23 protein-coding genes and 2 pseudogenes are annotated in these 22,984 nt (G+C 62.8%); 14 read left to right on the top strand and 11 right to left on the bottom strand.

Annotated elements, in window-relative coordinates:
* Positions 1 to 24: 24 nt before the first annotated feature.
* The 3 genes and pseudogenes from LFT46_RS09365 to LFT46_RS21270 form a co-directional block, all read right to left on the bottom strand.
* Positions 25 to 1,092, bottom strand: coding sequence for an MFS transporter (locus LFT46_RS09365; protein ID WP_272910833.1), 1,068 nt, complete (start codon positions 1,090 to 1,092; stop codon positions 25 to 27).
* A gap of 91 nt (positions 1,093 to 1,183) precedes the next feature.
* Positions 1,184 to 1,282, bottom strand: a pseudogene (locus LFT46_RS21350) (hypothetical protein); the annotation flags it as partial.
* 272 nt (positions 1,283 to 1,554) lie between these two features.
* Positions 1,555 to 2,001 (bottom strand): hypothetical protein, encoded by a 447-nt coding sequence (locus LFT46_RS21270; RefSeq protein ID WP_336885562.1) that lies wholly within the window; start codon positions 1,999 to 2,001, stop codon positions 1,555 to 1,557.
* A 350-nt stretch (positions 2,002 to 2,351) separates the two neighbouring features.
* On the opposite strand from LFT46_RS21270, the gene LFT46_RS09355 reads away from it, so the two are divergent.
* Both LFT46_RS09355 and LFT46_RS09350 read left to right on the top strand, forming a co-directional pair.
* Positions 2,352 to 3,305 (top strand): CAP domain-containing protein, encoded by a 954-nt coding sequence (locus LFT46_RS09355; protein ID WP_236802477.1) that lies wholly within the window; start codon positions 2,352 to 2,354, stop codon positions 3,303 to 3,305.
* A 348-nt stretch (positions 3,306 to 3,653) separates the two neighbouring features.
* Positions 3,654 to 4,286, top strand: a complete 633-nt coding sequence (locus LFT46_RS09350; protein WP_236802475.1) for a hypothetical protein — start codon at positions 3,654 to 3,656, stop codon at positions 4,284 to 4,286.
* 63 nt (positions 4,287 to 4,349) lie between these two features.
* Here the strand turns inward: LFT46_RS09350 and LFT46_RS09345 are convergent, their stop codons facing one another.
* Entirely contained in the window at positions 4,350 to 4,622 is a 273-nt protein-coding gene (locus LFT46_RS09345) for a hypothetical protein (RefSeq protein WP_236802474.1), read from the bottom strand.
* A gap of 454 nt (positions 4,623 to 5,076) precedes the next feature.
* Between LFT46_RS09345 and LFT46_RS09340 the strand changes: the two genes are divergently transcribed.
* Positions 5,077 to 5,814 carry a mycothiol-dependent nitroreductase Rv2466c family protein gene (locus tag LFT46_RS09340; protein ID WP_236802472.1) on the top strand — a complete coding sequence of 246 codons (738 nt, stop codon included), beginning with the start codon at positions 5,077 to 5,079 and terminating at the stop codon, positions 5,812 to 5,814.
* Positions 5,815 to 5,834: 20 nt separating this feature from the next.
* A complete protein-coding gene (locus tag LFT46_RS09335) occupies positions 5,835 to 6,329 on the top strand; it encodes an SRPBCC family protein (protein WP_236802470.1) in 495 nt (164 codons plus the stop codon).
* A 92-nt stretch (positions 6,330 to 6,421) separates the two neighbouring features.
* On the opposite strand, the gene LFT46_RS09330 is transcribed toward LFT46_RS09335, so the two are convergent.
* The 3 genes from LFT46_RS09330 to LFT46_RS09320 all read right to left on the bottom strand — a co-directional run bounded on the left by LFT46_RS09330 (position 6,422) and on the right by LFT46_RS09320 (position 9,314).
* Entirely contained in the window at positions 6,422 to 7,324 is a 903-nt protein-coding gene (locus tag LFT46_RS09330; RefSeq protein ID WP_236802469.1) for an NAD(P)-dependent oxidoreductase, read from the bottom strand.
* Between the two features lie 35 nt (positions 7,325 to 7,359).
* Positions 7,360 to 8,286: an SDR family NAD(P)-dependent oxidoreductase gene (locus tag LFT46_RS09325; RefSeq protein ID WP_236802467.1), complete on the bottom strand. Its 927-nt coding sequence runs from the start codon at positions 8,284 to 8,286 to the stop codon at positions 7,360 to 7,362.
* 200 nt (positions 8,287 to 8,486) lie between these two features.
* The gene (locus LFT46_RS09320) at positions 8,487 to 9,314 is read right to left on the bottom strand and encodes a helix-turn-helix domain-containing protein (RefSeq protein ID WP_236802465.1); all 828 of its coding nucleotides are present in this window, start codon (positions 9,312 to 9,314) and stop codon (positions 8,487 to 8,489) included.
* Positions 9,315 to 9,405: 91 nt separating this feature from the next.
* Between LFT46_RS09320 and LFT46_RS09315 the strand changes: the two genes are divergently transcribed.
* From LFT46_RS09315 to LFT46_RS21265, 6 genes and pseudogenes are all read left to right on the top strand, one after another.
* Complete coding sequence (locus LFT46_RS09315; RefSeq protein WP_236802463.1) at positions 9,406 to 9,999, top strand: HD domain-containing protein; 594 nt, start codon at positions 9,406 to 9,408, stop codon at positions 9,997 to 9,999.
* A 130-nt stretch (positions 10,000 to 10,129) separates the two neighbouring features.
* The gene (locus LFT46_RS09310; protein ID WP_236821910.1) at positions 10,130 to 11,113 is read left to right on the top strand and encodes a GlxA family transcriptional regulator; all 984 of its coding nucleotides are present in this window, start codon (positions 10,130 to 10,132) and stop codon (positions 11,111 to 11,113) included.
* Between the two features lie 238 nt (positions 11,114 to 11,351).
* Entirely contained in the window at positions 11,352 to 11,540 is a 189-nt protein-coding gene (locus LFT46_RS09305) for a hypothetical protein (RefSeq protein WP_236821909.1), read from the top strand.
* Between the two features lie 146 nt (positions 11,541 to 11,686).
* A complete protein-coding gene (locus LFT46_RS09300) occupies positions 11,687 to 12,520 on the top strand; it encodes an alpha/beta fold hydrolase (RefSeq protein WP_236821908.1) in 834 nt (277 codons plus the stop codon).
* 89 nt (positions 12,521 to 12,609) lie between these two features.
* Complete coding sequence (locus LFT46_RS09295) at positions 12,610 to 13,167, top strand: NAD(P)H-dependent oxidoreductase (RefSeq protein WP_236821907.1); 558 nt, start codon at positions 12,610 to 12,612, stop codon at positions 13,165 to 13,167.
* A gap of 3 nt (positions 13,168 to 13,170) precedes the next feature.
* Positions 13,171 to 13,473 (top strand): annotated as a pseudogene (locus LFT46_RS21265) (alcohol dehydrogenase catalytic domain-containing protein); the annotation flags it as partial.
* 151 nt (positions 13,474 to 13,624) lie between these two features.
* Here LFT46_RS21265 and LFT46_RS09290 read toward each other — a convergent pair.
* The 4 genes from LFT46_RS09290 to LFT46_RS09280 form a co-directional block, all read right to left on the bottom strand.
* Entirely contained in the window at positions 13,625 to 14,527 is a 903-nt protein-coding gene (locus LFT46_RS09290; protein ID WP_236821906.1) for an amidohydrolase family protein, read from the bottom strand.
* Positions 14,528 to 14,774: 247 nt separating this feature from the next.
* Positions 14,775 to 14,900, bottom strand: coding sequence for a hypothetical protein (locus LFT46_RS21150; protein ID WP_272910832.1), 126 nt, complete (start codon positions 14,898 to 14,900; stop codon positions 14,775 to 14,777).
* Between the two features lie 865 nt (positions 14,901 to 15,765).
* On the bottom strand, positions 15,766 to 16,080 hold the full coding sequence (locus tag LFT46_RS09285) for a CHY zinc finger protein (protein ID WP_236802439.1): 315 nt from the start codon (positions 16,078 to 16,080) through the stop codon (positions 15,766 to 15,768).
* Positions 16,077 to 16,736, bottom strand: coding sequence for a biotin transporter BioY (locus LFT46_RS09280; protein WP_236802438.1), 660 nt, complete (start codon positions 16,734 to 16,736; stop codon positions 16,077 to 16,079). Before LFT46_RS09280 ends, LFT46_RS09285 begins: the two co-directional genes overlap by 4 nt.
* Positions 16,737 to 17,087: 351 nt before the next feature.
* Here LFT46_RS09280 and LFT46_RS09275 point away from each other — a divergent pair, with 351 nt between their 5' ends.
* The 4 genes from LFT46_RS09275 to LFT46_RS09260 all read left to right on the top strand — a co-directional run bounded on the left by LFT46_RS09275 (position 17,088) and on the right by LFT46_RS09260 (position 22,970).
* Positions 17,088 to 18,833, top strand: a complete 1,746-nt coding sequence (locus LFT46_RS09275) for an L-lactate permease (RefSeq protein ID WP_236802436.1) — start codon at positions 17,088 to 17,090, stop codon at positions 18,831 to 18,833.
* Between the two features lie 52 nt (positions 18,834 to 18,885).
* Positions 18,886 to 20,286, top strand: coding sequence for an FAD-binding oxidoreductase (locus tag LFT46_RS09270; RefSeq protein WP_236802434.1), 1,401 nt, complete (start codon positions 18,886 to 18,888; stop codon positions 20,284 to 20,286).
* 75 nt (positions 20,287 to 20,361) lie between these two features.
* On the top strand, positions 20,362 to 22,545 hold the full coding sequence (locus tag LFT46_RS09265) for a malate synthase G (RefSeq protein WP_236821905.1): 2,184 nt from the start codon (positions 20,362 to 20,364) through the stop codon (positions 22,543 to 22,545).
* A complete protein-coding gene (locus tag LFT46_RS09260; RefSeq protein WP_236802430.1) occupies positions 22,542 to 22,970 on the top strand; it encodes a GlcG/HbpS family heme-binding protein in 429 nt (142 codons plus the stop codon). Before LFT46_RS09265 ends, LFT46_RS09260 begins: the two co-directional genes overlap by 4 nt.
* Positions 22,971 to 22,984: the final 14 nt, after the last annotated feature.

Raw genomic sequence — 22,984 nt, 5'->3', positions numbered from 1 at the left:
GATGCAGGCCGGCCCTACGGACCTTCAGAGGGTATTCCGCCTGCGTGTGTCTGCCTTAGCCTTTTCCGGTTGCCCCGCCCGGGATCGGCCGGCGGCCAGCGGCCTGTCACCGCCGCGCCGCAGTGTCAGCATCACCAGGCCAGCGGCCAGCAGGCAACACGCCAGGAAGATGGAGGTTGCCAGGAAACTGCCTTGCGTCACATCCTGCAGGAAGCCGCCCACGTAGGGTCCGACGAATCCACCAAGGTTGCCTACCGCGTTGATCAATCCCATGGCGGCACCGGCAACGGCCACCGGCATCGCACGCGACGCGGAAGCCCAGAAGGGACCGTCATAGGCCAGGGCGCCTGCGACGGCGATGCTGATAAGCGTGACGGCAAGAACGGGCATGTTGTCGCCGGTTGCAACCGAAACCACCAACGCGACAGCTCCCACTGCCATCGACAGCAGCACGTGCGTGGAGTAGCGGCCGGAACGGTCGGCTGCTTTGGCGTTGTACCAGAGGCCGAACATTGCCAACACGTATGGAATTGCCGTAATCAGGCCAACCTCCAGGGAGGACCCGGAGGTGATCGTCTTGATTACGTGGGGAAGCCAGATGTTGATGCCGTAGAAGCCGATCTGTATGAGGAAATACACCAGGGTCAGTCGCCACACGACACTGTTTGACAGAACCTGCCGCAGTCCGAGCTTCTCCTGCTGGGGATGTGCCGCTGCGTCAGCAGCAAGTCCCTTCTCGATGTATTCGCGCTCCTGTACCGAGCACCACTTTGCTTCGCGCGGGTGGTCGGCGATCAGGGCCCACCAAAGGGGGGCCGCGATGATGAACGGGAAAATGCCTTCGATGATGAACAGCCATCGCCAGTCCGAGAATGAGAGGATCCACCCGGACAGGGGCGCCGTGATGATGGAAGCGATCGCGATATTCATCATCCAGAGCGCATAAGCGCGCGCCCGCTCGGCGGCGGGGAACCAGTGGCTGATCAGTACAAGGATCGCAGGCCAGATCCCGGCCTCGGCGACGCCGAGGAAGAAGCGCACCACCAGCAGCTGGGTGAAGTCCTGGATGAATCCGGAAAGGACAGCCAGCACGCCCCCAAATGAGCACCATGATGCCCACGAACTTCTTGGCACTCCAGTGCTCGGCGAGATGCCCGCCTGGTATCTGCAGGACGAGATAGCCGATGAAGAAGATACCTGCCGCCAGGCCCTGCTGGGCGGCGTCGATGCCCAGGTCCTGATGGAGCCCGTTCAGGGCGAAACCGATATTTGTCCTGTCCATGAACGAGATGATGTAGACGATGATAGCGACGGGAATCAGCCGCTTCCACCGGGTATTACCCACTGCCACTGCTGCCGTTACGTTCTGTGCCATAGGAAATGCTCCTTCGCGATATGGCTTATCAGACCGCGCCCCAGTACGCCTGTTGCTCTTACGCAGGCTTGTCGGGCCCCCGTTCCACCATGCAGGCGGAAATGAGCACGATTCCGGGTGGAACTGCATCGAGATGCGATAACTGCTGTGCAGGCTGTTTTCGCCCGAGAATCTAGCTTTTATTTTTTCGCAACTATTGCAAATGCGCAAGAAGTAATGGCCACCTCTTCTGAAAGCCCGGGAAGTCCGGAATCCGCGAGGTGAGCACTGAGCCGGATGCGTACGACGGCGGGTGGGCTCCCGCCGTCGTACGCTTCCCGATCGCCGTTCAAGCCAGGGCGGGGAACCTGGGTAGGTGCGTTGGGCCAGACTGTAAGTATGAAGAAGCTTCTGTGGGTAGCACTTTCGGTGTTCGCCGTCATTTGCGCCGTGGCTGTGATGTTGCTGCTGTCGGGCGGTCTCCGTTGATGATCAAGCCCGCCTGCTTGGTGGATCAGGCCGGCTACAGGGTTGGTCGTTGTCGCCAACACGTTGGTGCCCAACAGGTACGACAGCAACGCGTGGCGCAAGACTTTGCCCTGGATCGCGTCGGTTTTGAGGCCAGTATCTGAGACTTGGAAGGTCATACCCACGGTGAAGGCCTGGTCTGCGAAGTCCAAGTACCGCGGCCGCTTGCTTTCGTTGGCTGCAGGCCCCCGTTCGGTACGTCTAGTTGCTGCAGCCCATTCCACTGCAAGGGCCTCATTTTCCGTTACGGCAGCGGCGAGCTGCCTGGGCCAGAGGTAGGCGCGGCGGCGGGGAGGCAGTTCCGGGGCGCCGCACCGATGAAGGGCGCGGGGTAGCCGCGGCAGCCGGACTTCCGCAGATTCTGCCAAGACTTTCCGCAGCATCACCACAAATCGGCGGTCCGCGCGATGGGGCCGGGGCAGACTTGTTCCGTCTCCCGGTATTACCCCCGGCCCCAATCAAGGTATCCATGAAATTCACTTCTTCGCGCATGTCCGCGGCAACCCTCGGGCTGCTCCTCACTCTGCCCTCCGGCCTTGCCGCCGCCACCGCTTCCGTCGCCGCGCCGGTCCCCGCCGTCGTCCCGGCCACAACCATCGCCGACTCGTTCACCAAGCAAACCTTCGACCTCATCAACGCCGAACGCGCAAAGGTTGGATCGCGGCCCTTCGTATGGAACCAGAAGATCGCCGACGTCTCCCAGGACTGGGCCAAGCAGCTGGGCGTAGCTACGATGGATACCAACTTCGACTTCGCCACCATCCACCGCGCCGACGCCGGCGGCAATGAGATCCCGGCCGGTGCCACCTGGTACCGCGAGAACATCGGGTTCAACTTCAGCCCCGCCCAGCTCGTGAACTGGTGGATGAATTCCCCTGGCCACAAGGCCGCGATGCTCGATCCGCGCGGCACGGACGCAGGCATTGGCTACGTCGTCCCTACCACCGGACCCTACGCAGGCTGGCACCTGATGGTCTCCAACATGGCGGCCTACCCCACCACCCAGATTCCGTCATCCCCGGCTCCGCCCACTGCCCCAACGACGATTTCCTATGAGGGGCATGTTCAAAAAATTGGTTGGCAGTCCAGCGTGTCGAACGGCGAAACCGCTGGCAGTGTAGGACAAGCGCTCAGGCTGGAAGCGCTCCGCTTTTCTACATCAGGACAGACGGTTCGAGCGCATATCCAGGATACTGGCTGGCAAAATTACAGCACTGGAGCGACAACAATTGGTACTACCGGGTTGGCACTTCGCATGGAAGCAATACAAATCAAATCCACAATTGCCGGTGAGACAATCCGATGCCAAGCACATGTTCAAAATATTGGCTGGATGCCCGAGGTTGGTGATGGTGAGGTTTGCGGAACCACCGGCCAGGGACTCCGTCTTGAAGCAGTACGCTTCCGGGTAGTGCGACAGTAGGAATCTCATGTAGCTGAGTGGGCCGCTACGGGTTTCGAGAACGGCGTCCTGGGCTACCCGCCATCAGGCGAGGTTCCCGCCAACCGCGGCGTTTACCAGACCGGCCCCAACGGCAACGTGGCGCAGAACTTCCAGAACGGCGCCATCCGCTGGGGTCCCGCCGGCTCCGGCAACGCCTACTAGGAACATGACACCTAAGCACCCCTTCCTGCCACCGCGGGAGGGGTGCTGTCCTGTCCGGGCGGTTACCGGCCTCTGCGTAAAACTGTCTGTGGCAGGTGGAACTGGCTACTAGGCTGTCCATGGGCGCCCGAAGTGCCTGTTACTTTGACCCGAAAGCAGTGTCCGTTGGAAAACCGCATCACCCTCATGGCCACGCTGGCCGGCCTGGTCCTGAGCGCCTCAGCCTGCGCTCCCTCAAGCACGGCGCCCACGGCCACCGCCCCCGCCGCTTCTGCACCGGCGACCACCTCCACGGCCGTCGCGTCCTCCGCACCTGTGGGCTGGGGACTGAACCCCAAGGGTGCAGCGGACCGGATCAAAGCCGCAGGACTGCAAGTACTCAACGCCGAAGGCGCCGCCGAACACTTCCATGCGCACCTGGACATCTTCACGGACAGCAAACCCGTGACCGTCCCGGCCGACATCGGCTTCAGCTTCAACCCTGCCGGCCAGCCCAATGGAATCTCCGCGCTCCACAGTCACGACGAAACCGGCATCATCCACATTGAGGCACCCACCGCCGGCGCCACCTACACCCTCGGACAGTTCCTCACCGAATGGGGTGTCCTTGACGGCACCGACAAGAACCAAGGAACGCCACATTCGAACATCGACGGGTGGAACGTGGCGGTCAACGGGACCAAGCGGGACGGGAAGATCACCGACGTCGTCCTGAAAGCCCATGACGAAATCGTGCTGTTCCACGGCACAGCCCCGAATCCTCTTCCTGCCTCGTATACATTCACTGGCGGCCTGTAGGCGCCCAACTGACGGCGCCAAAAAGCCCCGGACCAGTGGTGGTCCGGGGCTCCGCAGATCAACTTACCGCTCTATGGTGACGTTGAGATCCAGATGGATGTTCTCGCTGGCGAGTCGGTCTTGCAGGTACTGGGCGAGGCTGGCGTCGGTGGCTGTGTGCGGTCCCTTCGGGACGGCCCCGCGGAAGACGGCCTGGGTGTTCGTTGAGCGGAGCACGTCCAGTGGCGTTGACCGGAGGTGTCCGTCGGTTAGGCGTTCGATGTCGGTGCGGAAGGTGCGTCGGTGGTCCTCGCGCATGGAGGCGCACATGGTGAATGGAATGAAAGCTACGGGCAAGGGGGTCCTTTCGAGCGAGGCAGCCAGCGGTCGGCGCCTCACGATGTACAAGGCAGAAACGGCCCCTTCTATTCCTTCCCAGCCGCAGGGCCGAAACCCCTTGGTCTTTCCCCACTCTCAAGTAGCAGGATCACGTCGAGGTGGGTGGGCACTAAGCCCCTAGCCCGGTTCCAGGAGGAGACCTAGCCTATATACCGCCCTACCACTGTCCATGCTGCGCCCTTGTCGAGGCTCCGCACTTCTGGGCCGAGAACTACTACGCCGCCGCTGATGCGATCGTCCGCGTTGATGGCCGTAAGGTCTACCTCTCGCTTGACCGCCAGGGCCTCGACGCCCAGCAGTGAGCCGTCCTGGAGTTGGTGCATTTCCAGGCGCTTCGCGGCACACTAGGGGCATCCGAACCGGGGTTTCCGTTGATTAGACGAGAGTTACCACCCAATGTAAGGGTGGAAGCATGGATGCCGATGTTAACTTCTATTTCGACCCGGTGTGCCCTTTCGCCTGGATGACCAGCAAATGGGTGCGGCAGGTGCAGGCGCAGCGCGACTATACGGTGGACTGGCGGTTTATCTCGTTGCGTCTGGTCAACTCGAACGTTGACTATGACGCGCATTTCCCGCCTGAGTACGAGGCCGGACATACGGCTGGGTTGCGGCTTTTGCGGGTGGCGGCCCGGGCTCGGGCGGAGCACGGTCGCGAATCGATGGCAGGGTTGTATGCCGCGTTCGGCAGACACATTTTTGAAACTGCGCCGGACCCAACGATTAAGCACAATGAGGCTGAAGTCCGGGAGCGGCGTGGGACACGCGGGTTCGTTGAGCCAATCCTTGCGGAGGCCGGCCTGCCCCGGGCACTGGCGGAAGCTCTCGACGACGAGTCCTGGGACAGCGAGATCCGGCAGGAGACGGATGAAGCACTGGCGTTGACGGGCAAGGATGTGGGCACGCCCATCATTCACTTTGAACCCCCCGCCGGCGTGGCCTTCTTCGGGCCCGTCATCAGCAGGCTGCCGGACGAAGACTCGGCCACCGAGCTCTGGGACCATGTAGTCGGCCTCGCCCGTTTCCCTGGGTTCGCCGAGCTAAAGCGCAGTCTGCGCGAACAGCCACAGCTTCCTGCCCTCGGGTTCACGCCGGGTACGGTCGGCAAGCAAGAGGACTGGCACGGCGGCAGCCGACGGCAGAAGAAATAAGCGTCTGCAAGGATGGATGCATGAATACGGCAAACACGCGCCATCACCAGGAGTCAGTCACGGTCAACGCTTCAGCGGAGATGCTTTACGACCTGGTCTCCGACATCACCCGCACCGGTGAGTGGAGCCCGGTCTGTACTTCGTGCTGGTGGGACAACGAGTCCAGCGCCGGGCAGGTCGGTGCCTGGTTCACCGGGCGCAACGAGCTCCCGCACCGGACCTGGGAGACCCGGTCGCAGGTGGTGGCCGCCGAGCGCGGCCGGGAATTCGCCTGGGTGGTGGGTGGCAGCTATGTCCGCTGGGGCTTCACCCTTACACCGGCAGGAACCAGGACGATCCTGACCGAGTCGTGGCACTTTCTGCCGGCCGGGATCGCCATGTTCGAGGAGAAGTTCGGCGACCGGGCGTCCGCTGAGATCGCGGACCGAACGCAGCAGGCGCTCGACGGGATCCCGAAGACGCTCGCCGTGATCAAGCGAATCGCCGAACCGCTCGCCGCGAGTAACGTGACCTGATCATGTCCAGCTCACTCACGGCCTCCCCGTGGCCGCGGTGACCGGGCGGCAGGTCAAGACAGCAGGCCAAGGGCTATCAGGGGTCGCGTGATTCAGCTTGCGCGGCTCGCCCCTGCGACGAGTCGGGCCGCGTCCGCAAGGCCGTTCGCCCCCGCCCGCGCGTAGCGGTCAATGGTGGCAACATCCTGGCCGCGGCTTGTCATCGCTTCGGTAAAGAGGTCCATGTCAATTACCTGCAGGATTTTGAGGTGTTCGGCGTTGTCGGTCGTGACGGCGCCGGTGAGTGCCTCAAGCGCGAAGCTTCGGCCGGTTCCGGAGAGCAGCAGATCCATCAGGGGCCCCATGTTCAGCTTCAGATTGTTGGCCAGCGCCAGGATGTCTTGGGCGTTTTTCTGGTTCATCATGAGGAGGGCATTATTGAGGAGCTTGCCGGTTTGACCGGACCCGACCGCCCCCATGTGTGTGATCTTCGCAGAAAAGGCCGCAAGAACAGGCCTGACCGTCTCCAAGGCCTGGATGGGCCCGCCGACTATGGTCGTCAACTGCCGGGCTTCGGCCCCGGGCCGCCCACCGCTGACCGGGGCGTCCAGCACCAGCACCCGCGAAGTCGCTGCCCGCTGGGCCATCGACACGGCGTAACCCGGAAGTCCGGTGCCGTGATTGATCAGGATGGCGCCCGGAGCAAGGCTTTCCAGCAGGCCGCCAGTGGTGAGAACCTCTTCGATGTCGGAGTCCTCCCGAAGGCAGAGTCCGACGACGTTAGTGGCGGCCCCCAGCCCGGCAACGGTGTCATGCCGGACGTATGGCAGACCTTGGAGGGCGGCGAGGGAGGCTTCGCGCCGGACCCAGACATGCAGCTGAAATCCTGCGGCCGCGATGGCTCGGGCCATGGGCGCGCCCTGGTCTCCGAGGCCTACCCAGCCCACTTTCGGGTCGTGCAAAAGCATGTTCGGGTCGGTGGGTTCCCAAAGAGTGTCTTGTCCGGTGGTGCGCATGTCTTGCTCCCTTCGTCCTGGAGAGTTGAAGTCGTTCATTTAGCACCCTGTGCCAGGAGTTCCGCAGAGAGGTCCCAGAGGCGCCGGGCGTTAGCCGGGTCGAGGGCGTAGGGAGCCACCCCGGTGTAGTCCGGGCCGCGGTGGTCCACGACGGCGGCCTCGTTGACGTCCTCAAAGTAGCGGCCGCCGATGCCTTCCAGGTCCGGGGAAGTGGCGACATACAGGGTGGTGGCTGCACCCTGCTGAGGCGTCTTCCGGCGCTCGAGCGGGGTCCGGAGGCCTCCGGTGTGGCGTTGAAGATTTGTGGCAATGGCGCCGGGCATAACTGCATTTGAAGTAATGCCGTCTCGTGCCCAGCGCTCAGTTGCCGCGACCGCGAAGAGTGTCGAGGCCGTCTTGGACTGGCCGTAGGCCAGGAACGGGTCGTAGGGGACGAAGTTGAAGTGTGGATCGTCAAACAACACGGGGGCAAACAAGTGGCCGCTGGAACTCAGGGAAACAATCCGGGCATTTCCGGCCTCTGCCAGGGCTGAGTGCAGGGCGTTGGCGAGGGCGAAATGACCGAGGTGGTTGGTGGCAAACTGCATCTCCCAGCCTTCCGGGGTCCGTTCCAGCTCCGGCAGGGCCATGACGCCGGCGTTGTGGACCAGAACGTGGAGTGGACCGCTCCACTGCGCGGCGAATCGGGAGATAGTGGACAGGTCCGAAAGGTTCACCCTGGCCACAAAGATGTTCGGATTGCCGGTTGAACTCCGGAGATCGGCTGCAACCGGTGCCGCTGCGTTGATGTTGCGGACCGCGAGAGTGACCTCGGCTCCGATGTTGGCGAATGCACGGGCGGTCTCAATGCCGATGCCGGAGGCGCCGCCGGTGATTACGACACGTTTACCAGTGAAATCGATGCCTTCCGTGACGTCGGAGGCGGTTGAGCTGAACCCGTACTTGGTGGAGATTCGTGTCATGGTGATGAGCTTTCTTGCGACGGATAGGAGTCGTGGACTTAAGGCAAAGCACGCTCGACAGCAGCAATTTCCAAGGGGAAAGGCTTCGGTGAGGGGGCTATGACTCAGTGTGCGCTCGTCGAGAAGGGGCAGCCAGAACCATGGGTTTCATATGAATGCCAGGGCTACCCTGAGGAATCGTCCTGGTTCCTTGTCGAATTTCAGTCCGCTTGTGGAAGGGTGGCAGCCAACCGTTGCAGGGCCAGCTCGGATCGGCTCCCGGGCTCGGCGTGGTGAACGACAAGAAGGTGCCCGTCCGTGCCGGTAACTGCCAGTTTCTCGTGAAAGAGCTCCATGTCTCCCACCAGTGGATGGTGAAGGAGACGTTTCCCCGCGACTTTCGGGCGCACATCGTGGCGGGCCCACAATTGAAGGAAGTAGGGACTGCTCTTTGCCAGGCCAGAGAGCAGTCCCTCAAGTGCAGGGTCGTTGACCCGCTCCCCCACCGAGGCCCTTAAACCGGCAGTGGCCTCCTCCATGACCTGTTCCCAGTCCTCGTAAAGCTCCCGCTCGGCAGGGTCCAGGAACGCTTCCCGGAGCACGTTCGTCCCCACTTTGTTCCTCGGCGACAGCGCGACTGCCAACGAGTTGGCGGCGAGGACGTTCATGAAGCGGTCCTGCACGAAAGCCGGGACATGGGCCAAGGTCTTCAGTAGATGCGAAAGCCCTGTATCAACGCCTGTTGTCTCTTCCACCCCTGTCACAGCCACGGAGGCCGGCCGCGCCAAACGGTGCAGATGCAGGGTCGACGGCGGATCCAGGCGCAGGGCCCGGGCAAGGGCATCGAGAATCTGCGGGGACGGGTGGTGGTCTTTTCCCTGCTCGAGCCGCACGTAGTAATCAACGCTGATACCCGCCAGCCCTGCGACTTCCTCACGTCGAAGACCCGGGACCCGCCGCCGGCCAAAGCCGCCGAGACCAACATCTTCCGGGCTGACAAGGCCCCGACGGGCCTGCAGGTATTGGCTGAAAGCCTGGTTTTTCGCCACCTTCCCAATCTACGCTCGCCCTGGACAGGTGGCGGACTCTCTCCACTGTCCTTAACGTGGCAGGGCGAGGAACTCCCATACGCTAAAGATTATGAATACCGATAGCGATGTACTTGCTGCTGCCGAGGACTGGTTGGTCGGGCTCTTGCAACCGCCCATCTTCAACCATTGCGCACGGGTGTTTGAATATGCCCGAGCCATCGCTGCGCGCGAGGGCTGGGCTGTTGACATTGCGGCTCTGCGCATCGCTTCCCTTTTCCATGATGCCGGGACCGCTGATGAGTACGACGGCCCGCAGCGGTTTGAAGTCGAAGGTGCGGACGCGGCCGCGGCGTTCCTGACCACCCACGGGTGGGAAGCAGGCCGGGTAGACTCGGTGTGGGAAGCCATTGCGCTGCACACCTCACCTCAGATTGCTGAGCGCCGGGGACCCGTAGCGAGGTACCTCCGCCTCGGCGTTCGGGCCGACTTCGGGGATGACACCCTGCTGCCTCGTGCGGAGAAGCACCGCTCCGAGGTCCAAGCGAAGTATCCGCGGCTGATGATCGAGCAGTGCCTGGGCCAGGCAGTCGTTGAACAGGCATTGCGCAATCCGGAGAAGGCACCTCCATCCTCCTGGCCCGGTGGGCTGCTGCAGGCTCATCTGGGCACAAATCATGTCCAGGGGATCAACCCCGCCTTCTAGCCGCTGCTCAAGCAGTTGCATAGAGTGTGGCCTGTTGTGAACTGATCGGTTCAGGATCCATGATGGGAAAGGCGCCCAAACGAGTGCCTGGAGGCGTGGGCAACGCCGGATGCGAGGACTGCTGAGACAAGTGAGTGAACGAGGCAGGACCATCGGGTTCCTGGTCCACGACAACGTCACGATGATGGACATCGCCGGGCCAGCCGACGTGTTCCATCATGCCAATGCCTTTGGAGCCGACTATAAGACAGTTATGGTTTCAGCGGACGGCCAAGCCAAACGGGCTGCAAACGGGCACTATCTAATGGTGGAAACCACAGCCGGACGGGCAGGTGCGCTCGACACGGTTCTCGTTCCTGGGGCCTACGGCATGGTGGCCAAGCCTTTCGAGCAGGAACTGGTCGATGCCGTTTCCCATCTGACGAACGATGCCAGAAGGATCGCATCTGTTTGCACTGGCGCTTTTCTCCTGGCGCACGCGGGGTTGTTGAACTACCGGAACGCGACAACTCACTGGACCCAGGTCGAGCGGTTCACAAAGTCGTTTCCCTTGGTAAACGTGGTCCCGGATGCCTTGTTTGTGCAGGATGATCCGATCATAACTTCCGCTGGCATCAGTTCCGGCGTGGACTTGGCGTTGTTCATGGTTGAGGACGACTATGGTCCGGACGTAGCCCGCGCCGTCGTCCGGCAAATGGTCATATTCAACCAACGGCCCGGCGGCCAATCACAGCGTTCGGTGGCCGTCGGCGCGAGCTCTTCCCGGGACCACGTCCTAAGGAAACTGTTGGATCAAATCACAGCTGAGCCAGCCGCCGATTACTCGATAGACGCCATGGCCGCAATGACAAATCTCAGCGCCAGCAGCCTTACCCGCAGGTTCCAAGAGGCAACCGGGACCAGTCCGGCCCGGTATGTCGAAAAGGTACGGATCGAAGCCGCGCAGGCAATGCTCCAACGCGGAGCCACTGTTGCCGCAACTGCAGCCGCAACAGGATTCGGAAGTGCAGAGACCTTGAGGCGCGTGTTCACGCAGAAAGTCGGAATGAGTCCCTCCCTGTATCTCGAGCGCCTTATGCCGCGGCACGACGGCGCCGGACACCTCCCCGCGTAACTTCAACAGCCTGACGCTATTTGTGGGTTTCCTGACGGAATCAGCGGGTCCGCTGGCTCTTTCCATGGACGATGCTGGACTCACCGGGGCAATCCGGAGCACCCGCAACCAAAGGAGCAGGCCATGCCCTTCGTAAACGTCAAGCTCGTGGACGGGGTCTTCACCGAAGACGAAAAGCACCGTATGGCGGCAGCGCTGACCGACGTGATGGTGCAGTTCGAAGGATCCGAAGCTTTCCGTGAGGTGCGTCTGGGTCCTCATCGAAGAACTGCACACCGACGGTTGGCACATCGGAGGGCTTCCCTTCCGGGGACCGGCCAGCCTAATGGACGGCCTCGCCCGTTCCAAAAGTCTCTACGAGTCCATCGATGGCCATCCGGTGACCCGGACGGAACTGGCCGAAAAAGCACCCGTTCGGGACCGGTAACCGGTCTGAAGGTTCGGTGACGCATCTGCTCCGGCAGTGCGCCCTCGCCGAACCAGACAGCCAGTCCCTACCAAAGCCACATCCTCAATTCGGTGTGCAGACAACTGGAGAACATCCGTTCTCCCCTCAAGAAAAGAAACAGAACCATGGGTTTCATCAAAGTCGGTACGGAAAACAGCACAGACGTCGAGCTTTACTACGAGGACCACGGCACCGGACAGCCGGTTGTCCTGATCCATGGCTACCCGCTGGATGGTGGGTCATGGGAGAGGCAAAGCGCGGCCCTCCTGAACGCCGGCTACCGCGTCATCACCTACGACCGCCGGGGCTTCGGCAAGTCAAGCAAACCGACCACCGGCTACGACTACGACACCTTCGCAGCCGACCTCAACACCATCCTCGAAACCCTGGACCTGCAGGAGGTCGTCCTGGTGGGCTTCTCGATGGGCACGGGCGAAGTTGGACGGTACATAGGCACCTACGGTGAAGCACGGATAGCCAAGGCAGCCTTCCTTGCGTCCCTCGAACCGTTCCTCCTCCAAACCCAGGACAACGCCACCGGCGTTCCTTCCTCAGTGTTCGACAGCATCCGCAATGCCGCCATCGACGACCGCTACGCCTGGTTCGCCGATTTCTACAAGGATTTCTTCAACACAGACACCTACCTTGGAAGCCGTCTCAGCGAGGAGGCCCTGCACAGCGCATGGAACGTTGCGGTCGGCTCTTCCTGGTACGCCTCCTTCGCCGTCGTCGACTCATGGCTGACGGACTTCCGTGCCGACGTCGAGAAGATCACCGTCCCGGCCCTGATTGTCCACGGAACGGCGGACCACATCCTGCCAATCGACGCAACAGGCCGGGAATTTACCAAGCGGCTTCCATCCGCTGAATATGTGGAGATCGAAGGCGCCCCGCACGGCATGCTCTGGACGCACAGTGGCGAGATCAACGAAATCCTGCTCCGCTTCCTGGACAAGTAGCCAAGCCCTGCCACCCCACAGGAGGGCGTGGAACGGACGCTATACACGCCCTCCTGCGGCTTGCCCCTCAATGAAACGGAACCACCCCTATGACACCTGTACGCCACAGGACGCTGATCCTTCTGGACCATCCCGACCTTTCCACCTCCCGTATCAACAAGGCTCTGGCAACTGCGCTTGAGGATGCACCGGATCTTACTGTGCACGACCTCAGACGCATGTACCCGGACGGCCACATCGACCTCGCTGCGGAGAGGGCCGCGGTGCAAGCGGCTGGGAACATCGTCCTGCAATACCCAACCCACTGGTACGCGCCCCCGGCATTCCTCAAAACCTGGCTCGATGAGGTGCTCGTCCGGGGCTGGGCCTACAGCACCGGGGCACCCGGAGCCCTCGCGGGCAAGACACTCCGGGTTGCCACCAGCACAGGCGGTGCCGGCGAGGCTTACTCTCCGGACGGCTTTCACGGGTGGGATTACAACGACATCCTCATCCCGCTGCAGGCCACAGCCCGCCGACTCGGAATGCAATGGCTGAACCCCTTCATCCTTCACGGCGTACGGGACCTGACGGACGAACAGCTGCAGGACCTGGCGCAGGACTACAGGAACCTGCTGTCATTGCGCGCCGTGCCGGAGCACGTCTAAGTGATGCCCGCGCTAACCAACACCGATAGGACAACCACAATGAAGAGCATGTCGACCACGGCCTATGGCGGCCCCGAAGTCATTCAGGAAGTCCACCTTCCTACGCCCGAGCCGGCCGCGGGGGAAATAACCATTGATGTCCAGTACGCGGCCGTCGGCCTCATCGATGCCATCATCCGCCGAGGAACTTTCGCCGACCTCGACTACGTCCCGAAGCCCTCCTATGTACCGGGACTCGAAGTCACCGGGACGGTCCGCGCCCTCGGAGAAGGGGTTACCGGCCTGTCAATCGGTGAGCAGGTGGCAACGGTGACACTTCCGCACAGCGGAGGATACGCAGAAGTCGTAGCGGCTTCACAGCACCAGTATGTAGGCCGCCGATACGCGGTGGAAGGCCGCACCAGCAGGGGTGGCGCACTCCTGGGTTCCCAATTCCCGCTGCTCGATCGGAACAGCGTTAAGGCAGCTGGTCCAGCCGCAGGAGTGCCCGCGGCGTGTGCCAGAGGGCATTCTTCATCCATCGGCTTCCGAGTCCCCAGCTTTCGAGTACCTGAATCTGGTGGCTGTAGGAATAGGGAATCGAGGGGAAATCCGTCCCGAAGACGACTTTGTGGGATAGCCCGGCAAGGATGTCCACATAGCCGGGCGGGATCGGGGCGACCTGTTCCATATAAGAGGTGCCCACCATAGTGGTGTCGAGGTAGACGTGGGGATTGTTTGCGGCAAGCTCGGCGAACTCCCGGTACTCCGGCAGGCCTGCGTGGGCGATGATGAGCACCAGTGCGGGATATCTCCTGATGAGTTCCCGGATAGGTTCAAGTCCGGTGTATTCCCCGGCGTGCGGACCGTTGCCGCAGTGAATGACGACCGGCGCAGCAGAGTCCTCGATGAGCTTCCAGGCCGGTGCAAGCTGAGGGTCCAGGGGTGAGAAACCACCCACCTGGATGTGGACTTTGAAGATCCGCGCGCCTTGTTTCAGGCTTTGCCTGACGACGTTTTCCACGTCTGGCTCTGGGTAAAACGTCGCGGAGTGGATGGCGTCAGCGTGGCTCAAGGCGAATGCTGCCGAGTAGTCATTGAGCCACTGCGCCATACCGGGGCGGTGCGCATAATTCAGGGTGGTGAAAGCCTTCACCCCCATGTCCCGCAGAATCCGCACCCGTTCCTCTTCGGACGCCCGGTAGGTGATGGGCCAGGCGGGAGCGCCGCTGTCCGCCACACGGTCAAAGAACGCCCACACCTTTTCCAGTACCTGGGAAGGCATGAAATGCACATGCAGGTCAATGATTCCCGGCAAGCCCAGTGAGTCCAGGTACGGACGGATCTCCATGTCTGACCGCGGTGCAAGTGCTACAGCCAAGCCGAACCTCCTGCGTTCCATATCCTGTCGGCGCTTGAGCGTCGTCAACCCCCGATGGAGCTCACCAAAGCAAGAGGACTCCTCCGCAGGCGCGGCAGAATCATTGCCCACCCAAGCATATGTACAGTCCCACTGCTACCGCTTATGGCAGGCGGCGGATAGGGCGTGGCGGTGTCGGCGTCTTTGACGCTCGTCGCGCTGGACGACGGCAGGGTCCGCATCTGCCGCCGGCCGCTCCGGCGACGGCTTAGGCCGCCAGGGGCACCGTGCCGGCCTCGACAACGAGCGACTGCCCGTCGGCCGAGACGGCCACCAGTGCGCCGGACTGGAGGTTCGACGGAGGCCCTGTGCATTTAGTCCGGCGGCCGATCATCAGTTCAGCCCACGGGGTTCGGTGTGCGGATGTGGGTAGTGGATGCAGGTTGGCTTATGGTCGATGCGGTACAGCACCATGTTGCCGCAGTGCTTGCACGTCCAGTCTTCAGGCAGGGTCATTCCGTTGGTCTTTCTCTTGGGTTGTGCTGGCAGCAGCAGATGCAGCAGTACGTCTCATGTGGATGAGCGCGCCCGTGCAAATCAGCGCCGTTGCCCGCGCATTTGATGATGGCATTGCCCTCGCGCGCCGGTCCCGGGGCTTGGTCCGGGATGGCGCGGCGATGATTTCCCGTCAGCTCATGCTTTCCGTTTTTGCGTATGGCAATCGCACCGGCAGACCTGTGTCCACGATGGACGGATTGCAGCTCCTGCCGTCACAGTTACGGTGGTGAGTGGATTAGGACTTAACGCTGGCCAGGTGGCGGCCAAACGACATTTCAGGTCGACGGGGCTCCGTGTTGCCCAGCATCATCCCCGCGTTCCGCACGCTCACAGCGGAGGATCACAGGATGGTGTGACCCCCGGGATGCACGCGCCATAAGTGCAGACGCACACGCACAGCAGGGGCTTTCTCAACCAAGGGGATCGGTCCCATACCTGCTGCATGAGTAGGTCACCGCCAAGCTTTCGCTAGCAGGACTTGGTTTACCGTACGCCCATACCGGAGCTGGCGGGGCGAAATCCGACTCTTACAGCCAAAGTTCGACAGTCGTATTACGACAATCCAAGGCACTGTCCCTTGCCAAATAACCGCTGTGGGAGTGGCGAGCCAGAACGGGAGGAGTCAGTCCATGCTGCTAAACATGGCCTCGAAACTGGCAGTCAGTTTGTGCCCTTGGGAAGGATCCATCAGATGGCCTCCGTCACATGGTCTGGAAGTAAAGGTGGGAGTGGGCGGCGCACCTTTCGTTCAGGCGAGCCGCGCAGTTTGGGCACGATGTGGTTGCCAGATAAGCGTGGATGGACATCTCGCATTTGCAGACGCCGCACAGGACTGCTGACTCTGACCACAGCTCCCTTGGCCATGTTTGGGGCTTGTGACCTGCCTCTTCCTCATGACAGAGGTGGCAGGGATAGTACCGAAGACAGCACTTGAACTTAATGGCTATCACATCCACGTCGGTGCGGTAGTGAATGCAGCGGGTTTGGTCGTCTACGGTTCTGCCGAAAACCTTCATAGCGCCGGCCTCGCGTACTTCACGCGGCGGACAAGGATGTCAGGGAAGGCCCTGTGCACAGCCACGGCCGCAACGGATGCTACGGCGTCCTTCACAATATCGCCCGGGTAGAAGATCAGATCACTGGCGAAGGCAGCCTGCCACGACAGTTTGAGGTTCACCATCATGCCGAGCACGCCTGGCATGTGCGATGCGACAACAGTCACCACGATGCTGGCGAGGAAGAACCATAGGCCGCGCCGCCTGGCTGGGAGGCGCCGGATGACTTGCTCCGCAGCGATGCCAACGAGAAAGGCCGCGAGGAGGAACCCCACTATGTAGCCGGCGGATCCGCCAGCGAGGACCTGCAGGCTCGCTCGGCCGCCCGAGAAGATCGGCAGCCCAACGAATGCAAGAAGGAGGTATAGCGCTACCGCGGCGACGGCACGCGACCCGCCAAGGACGAGGCCGGTCACCATGATAGCCAGAGTCTGCAGCGTGATAGGCACCCCGAAACCTCCCACGGGGATGCCCGGGACGATCGCAGAGGCTGCGATTAAGGCGGCGAACACAGAAATAAGGGCCAGAGACTGAGCGTCCCCCAACCGACGCGGCCTTCCCGGCCCTGCCTCGGCGGGGCGGCTGGCTGCCGAGGTTCGTGTCGTCGGTTGGCTCATGGTTCCTCCTGTGGTCCTTGGCGGCGGCCTTCTCCGAAGAAGGCTACACAGCACCGCCCAAGGCCTTTTTGTAGCAAAGCCACGACAGGGCCGATGAACTTTGGCGCGATGGCTACAAGCGGCCACTACCTTGTCGCGTTGGCTACTTCACTTAAGCAGTAGGGGGTTTCCTATTTGCCACTGGCAGACAGCCAAGGCGCGTGGGCCCATGTGGACGTACCACTGTGGATGAACCACACCAAAAAACCATTGACCGCATTGTGACGTGGGGCATAGTATTCAAACCGCGCCTCCCACTTTCCATTTAGCGGAAACCCTCTTTCATTTTTGTTGCAGACAAAGGAGTCTTTTGTGACAACGTTCCACCAGGTTGTCGATCCTCTGGGATCGCTGGTCCTTGGGGCAGTACTCGCGGCCCTTCCGCTCATCCTTCTGTTCATCCTTCTCGGCGTTTTCAGGACCAAGGCCTGGAAGGCTGCTGTTGCGAGCCTCGCCCTTTCCATCGTGCTGGCTGTCACCGTATGGCGGATGCCCGTCGGCCAAGCCCTCAGCGCGACTGCCGAGGGTGCTTTCTATGGCTTTTTCCCGATCCTGTGGATCCTGATCAACGCCTTGTGGGTCTATAAGCTCACAACTGAAACCCGGTGGTTTGAAGTGCTGGGAGCGACAATCCGGTCCGTTTCAAGCGACCTTCGCATCCTGACAATCCTGATCGCATTCTGCTTCGGCGCGCTTCTGGAGGCCCTGGCAGGGTTCGGCGCGCCCGTGGCGATCACTTCGGGCATGCTGATGGCAGCGGGTATGAGGCCCCTCAAGTCCGCAGCCGTCTCGCTCCTGGCCAACACCGCACCCGTGGCCTTCGGCGCCATGGGCTCTCCCGTGATCGCCCTCAGTGGCGTCACCGGAATCCCGCTTGCAACCGTTTCGTCCATGGCCGGCCGGCAGACTCCGTTCCTGGCGCTCATTGTCCCGCTTCTGCTGGTGTTCATCGTGGACGGTAAACGCGGCGTCCGCCAGACGTGGCCCGCCGCAGTTGTCGGGGGAACAGTATTCGCTATCGCTCAGTTCCTTACCTCGAACTACTTCACTGTCGAACTCACGGACGTCCTCGCCGGTATCTTTGCCATCGCAGCTGTCCTGCTTCTGCTCCGGGTGTGGAAGCCCGCCCAGACAATGACGGCCGATTCTGCGGCCGTGGAGGGGGAACCCGAATTCAGCGCGCTGGGCGCTGGGACGGCGGCCGTGGCCGGGCGGGCAGGAGCGTCAGTGGTCGACGGCGGCACGGCCGGTGGAACGGGACGGCCCGGCCAACTACCTCGAGGGTCAGCGGTGGAACAGGGTGTTTCCACCCGCCCCTTGCCCCGGGAGATCTGGATGGCGGTAGCGCCCTACCTCATCATCATCGCGGTGTTCTCCGTCTCCCAGATACCGGCGGTCAAGTCCTGGCTGACTGCCGCCGGCGGCTTTTCGTTCAGCTGGCCGGGGCTCGACGTCCTCGGCGAGAACGGCAAGCCGGTCTCGTCGCAGACCATGCGTTTCGACCACCTCAAGGCCACCGGGACGCTCCTGCTCATCTCTGGTCTTATCACGCTCGCCCTTTACCGGATTCCATTCGGTGCAGGCGTGAAGATCTACATCAAAACGCTGGCCATGCTCCGGTGGACGATCTTGACCGTATGCTCCGTGCTGGCCCTTTCGTTCGTCATGAACCTCTCGGGTGAAACCGCAACCCTCGGCGTCGCCCTCGCCTCGACCGGCGGGCTCTTCGCAGTGCTCTCTCCAGTGCTGGGCTGGATCGGCGTTGCGCTCACCGGCTCGGACACCTCGTCGAACTCATTGTTCGGACAGCTCCAAGTGACTGCTGCCTCGCATGCCGGCCTCTCGCCGGTGCTGATGGCCGCCACCAACTCCTCCGCCGGCGTCCTGGGCAAGATGCTCTCCCTGCAGAACCTCGCCGTGGCCGCGGCCGCCGTCGGGATCGAAGGGCTCGAAAGCACGCTGTTCCGCCGGCTCCTGGGCTGGAGCATCGGCCTGCTGGCACTCCTTACCGTCCTAGTCCTGCTCCAGACCAACGTCCTCGCATGGATGGTGCCGTGAGCAACCGCACGGCACCAATTCCATCCCCTGCATAACGACCGGAAGGCCCATCATGACCGTTAAGACAGCCTCGACCCCCGCTCCGCACGCAGCGGCCAGCCCCTCGCCCACTGCTGCCGTGCTGGCAGCGCACCCACGGGCGACCACGGATGCCGAGGCGCGCCAAGCTGCGGCCACGGACCGCTCCGGCTACGTCCCCACCACAGTTCCGGACGGGGTGGTTATCGCCCAAAGCGTTGACGACGTCGTCGAATTGCTGCGCCTCGCCCACGCCGCGCAGGTCCCCGTAGTCCCGCGCGGAGCAGGGACCGGCCTGGCCGCAGGGGCCAGCGCGCGTGCGGGCGAGATCGTGCTCGACGTCTCCCGCATGAACCGTATTCTGTCCATCGACCCGGTGGAAATGATTGCCGTCGTCGAACCTGGAGTGCTCAACGCCGAGGTCAATGCCGCGGCCGCCCGGCACGGGCTCTTCTATGCACCCGACCCGGCGAGCACCGCAATATGCTCCATTGGCGGAAACATTGCCACGAACGCGGGGGGCATGTGGTGCGCGAAGTACGGAGTGACCCGTGAATCGGTACTTGGGCTGACCATTGTCCTGGCAGACGGGCGAATCCTGCGCACGGGCAGGAAGACGATCAAGGGCGTCACCGGCTATGACCTCAACGCCCTCTTCATCGGCTCGGAGGGAACCCTGGGCGTGGTGGTAGAGGCCACCCTTCGCCTGCGGCCGAGGCCCGTGCGGACGGAGACCCTCGCCGCCTACTTCGCCGACATCGAGGCAGCCGGCCGCGCTGCCTCCGCCATCACTGCTGCACGCATCCAGCCCTCGATCCTGGAACTGATGGACGGCCCCACCCTTGAAGCCGTCGACCTGGCTGAGGGCACCAGGCACCGCGAGCTCGGCGGTGCCTTCCTCCTCGCCCAGACAGATGGCTACGGTGCCCACCTCGAGCTCGACGAGATCGTCCAGGCGATCAGTCCATTCGCCACGTCGGTCCACCGCGCCGCCGATGCCGCTGAGGCCGCAGCCCTGGTCAAGGCCCGGCGCGACGCCATCCCGGCCCTGGAAAAGCTCGGGCGCGTATCGATCGGTGACATCGCCGTTCCGCGGGACCGGCTCGCCGATGCCTTCGCCGGACTCGAGGACATTGCGTCCCGTACCGGGGTGCGGATCTTCAGCGTCGCCCACGCAGCTGACGGGAACCTGCACCCCATGCTCGTCGTCGACCCTCACGAGCCCATAACCGAGGGCCCTGCAAAGGCCGCGCTCGGGGAAATGTTCCACCTCGCCCAGCGACTGGGCGGAACCCTGACAGGCGAACACGGGGTGGGGCTGCTGAAACGGGAATGGGTCGGGGAGGAAATCGGCGAAACGTCCCGCTCCCTTCAGCAGGCAATCAAGGACGTCATCGATCCGGCAGGGATACTCAACCCCGGCAAAGCCATCTGAAACAGGGCGACGAAGGCCCGTCTTCAAAATTAGAAATTTTCATAACACCGAACCCCTTTATAAGGAGCAAGCAGTATGTCGTCGCATGTGAAGACAAATGGACTCACCGTCGCCGGAGGCCTTTATGCCTTCGTCCGGGATGAGGCACTCCCCGGCACCGGGATCGAGGAGGAGGCGTTCTGGGCTGGGGCAGCATCGGTGATTGAGGAGTTCTCCCCGCAGGTGCGGGAATTGCTGGCAACCCGTGACCGGTTGCAGGAGCAGATCGACGAGTTTCACCGCACCCACGCAGGTCCCGGCGATCCTGAGGCGTACGAGGCCTTCCTCCGTTCGATCGGCTACCTGGCGGAGGAACCAACGGACTTCAGTATCACCACGGAGCGTGTGGACCCGGAGATCGCCACAGTCTCCGGCCCTCAGCTGGTCGTACCGCTGTTGAACGCGCGCTTCGCCACCAACGCCGCCAACGCCCGTTGGGGTTCCCTCTATGACGCGCTCTACGGCACAGACGTGATCGATGAGGCGGAAGGGCGTGAGCGCAGCGGCGCCTATAACCCCGTCCGGGGTGCTGCCGTCGTGGCCATCGGCCGGCAGTTCCTCGACGAACACACTCCTCTAGCGTCCGGCTCCCACGCCGACGTGACGGCGTACCGCGTGGTCGACGGCGCCCTCGTTGCCGAAAATGCCAACGGCACCACCCGTCTCACCGAACCTTCACAGTTCGCGGGTTACGGAGGAACCTCAGCGGAACCGGACGCCGTGCTGCTGGTGCACCACGGTCTGCATGTTGAAATCCAGATCGACCGGAACCATCCCATCGGAGCCGGCGACCAGGCAGGCGTGAAGGACATTGTCCTGGAGTCGGCCGTCACCACGATCATGGACCTCGAGGACTCGGTGGCGGCAGTGGACGCCGAAGACAAGGTGGAAGGCTACCGGAACTGGCTCCGCCTCATGCAGGGAACGTTGACCGCTGACGTCGAGAAGGGCGGCAAGACCTTCGCGCGCCGGCTCAACCCCGACCGCGTTTACACGGCACCGGACGGATCGGAGCTGACGCTGCCCGGCCGCTCCTTGCTGCTTATCCGTCAGGTGGGTCATCTGATGACCAGTGACGCGGTCCTGGACGCAGCCGGCAACCCGGTACCCGAGGAGATCCTTGACGCCCTCTTCACCGGCCTTGGCTCTGTGCACGACCTGCGCGGACCCAACGCGGCAAGCAACTCCCGGACCGGGTCGGCCTACATCGTCAAGCCCAAGATGCACGGGCCCCATGAAGTAGCCGTGGCCTGCGCCCTGCTCACAAAGGTGGAATCCGTCCTGGGCCTGGACCCGCTGACCCTCAAGATCGGCATTATGGACGAAGAGCGCCGCACCTCCGCGAACCTCAAGGCGTGCATCTGGGAGGCCCGGGACCGGGTGGCGTTCATCAACACCGGATTCCTGGACCGGACCGGAGATGAGATCCACACGTCGATGTTCGCCGGACCGATGGTCCGCAAGGCTGACATGCGCTCCACCAGCTGGATCAAAGCCTACGAAGACGCCAACGTGGACATCGGAGTCGAATGCGGTTTTGCCGGCCGGGCGCAGATCGGCAAAGGCATGTGGGCCGCGCCGGACAACCTGGCGGACATGCTGGAGCAAAAGGTTGCCCATCCCCTTGCCGGCGCCGACTGTGCCTGGGTCCCATCCCCGACCGCGGCGACACTGCACGCCATCCACTACCACCAGGTCGACGTAGATGCCCAGCAGGCACAGCTTGGCCAAGCGCGCCGCTCCACCCTGCGGCAACTGCTCACCATCCCGGTGGGAGATCCGGCAAGCTGGGACGAAGATGCCCGGCGCAGCGAACTGGACAACAACATCCAGAGCACCCTGGGCTATGTCGTCCGCTGGGTCAACGCCGGCATCGGCTGCTCCAAGGTCCCGGACATTCACGGCACGGCGTTGATGGAGGACCGCGCCACCTGCCGGATCAGCTCCCAGCACATTTCCAACTGGCTCCTCCACGGCGTTATCACCGCGGAGCAAGTGGAGGATTCGCTGCGGCGCATGGCCGAGGTGGTGGACGAACAGAATGCCGCTGATCCGGATTACCTGCCGCTATCGCCGTCATTCGACACCGAAGCCTTCCTGGCCGCCCGGGAGCTCGTGCTCACGGGCGCTGCCCAGCCCTCCGGGTACACCGAACCAATCCTCCACCGCCGCCGCGAAGCGCAGAAACACACCACCGACCTTGCCGGGAGCGCATCTTGAGCCTTAACCTCGACACCGCCCAATCCATCATCGCCGAGGCACTCGCAACAGGGCAGCAGCACGGCTTCAAGCCGCTGACCGTCGTCGTGCTCGATCCGGGAGGACACGTTATCGCCGCCGCCCGGCAGGACGGCGCTTCGAACAACCGCTTCGAAATTGCCCACGGCAAGGCATATGGAGCCCTCGCCCTCGGCATGGGGTCACGGGCCCTCATGGAACGGGCCGAGCAGCAGGCCTACTTCATTGCGGCCGCAGCTGCTGCCATCGGCGGGCGTCTCATCCCGGTGCCCGGCGGAGTACTCGTCCGCGGCAGCGACGGCGAAATCCACGGTGCCGTCGGAATCAGCGGCGACAGCTCCGACAACGACGAGACCGCAGCATCCAAGGCGATCCAGGCCGCGGGGCTCACAGCACAAGTGTCCTAAGGCAATCCGACTAC

This window comes from Arthrobacter sp. FW306-07-I (genome assembly GCF_021800405.1).
Lineage (GTDB): Bacteria > Actinomycetota > Actinomycetes > Actinomycetales > Micrococcaceae > Arthrobacter.
Note: the sequence above shows the minus strand (reverse complement) of the source record. Positions and strands in the feature narration are given on the sequence as shown.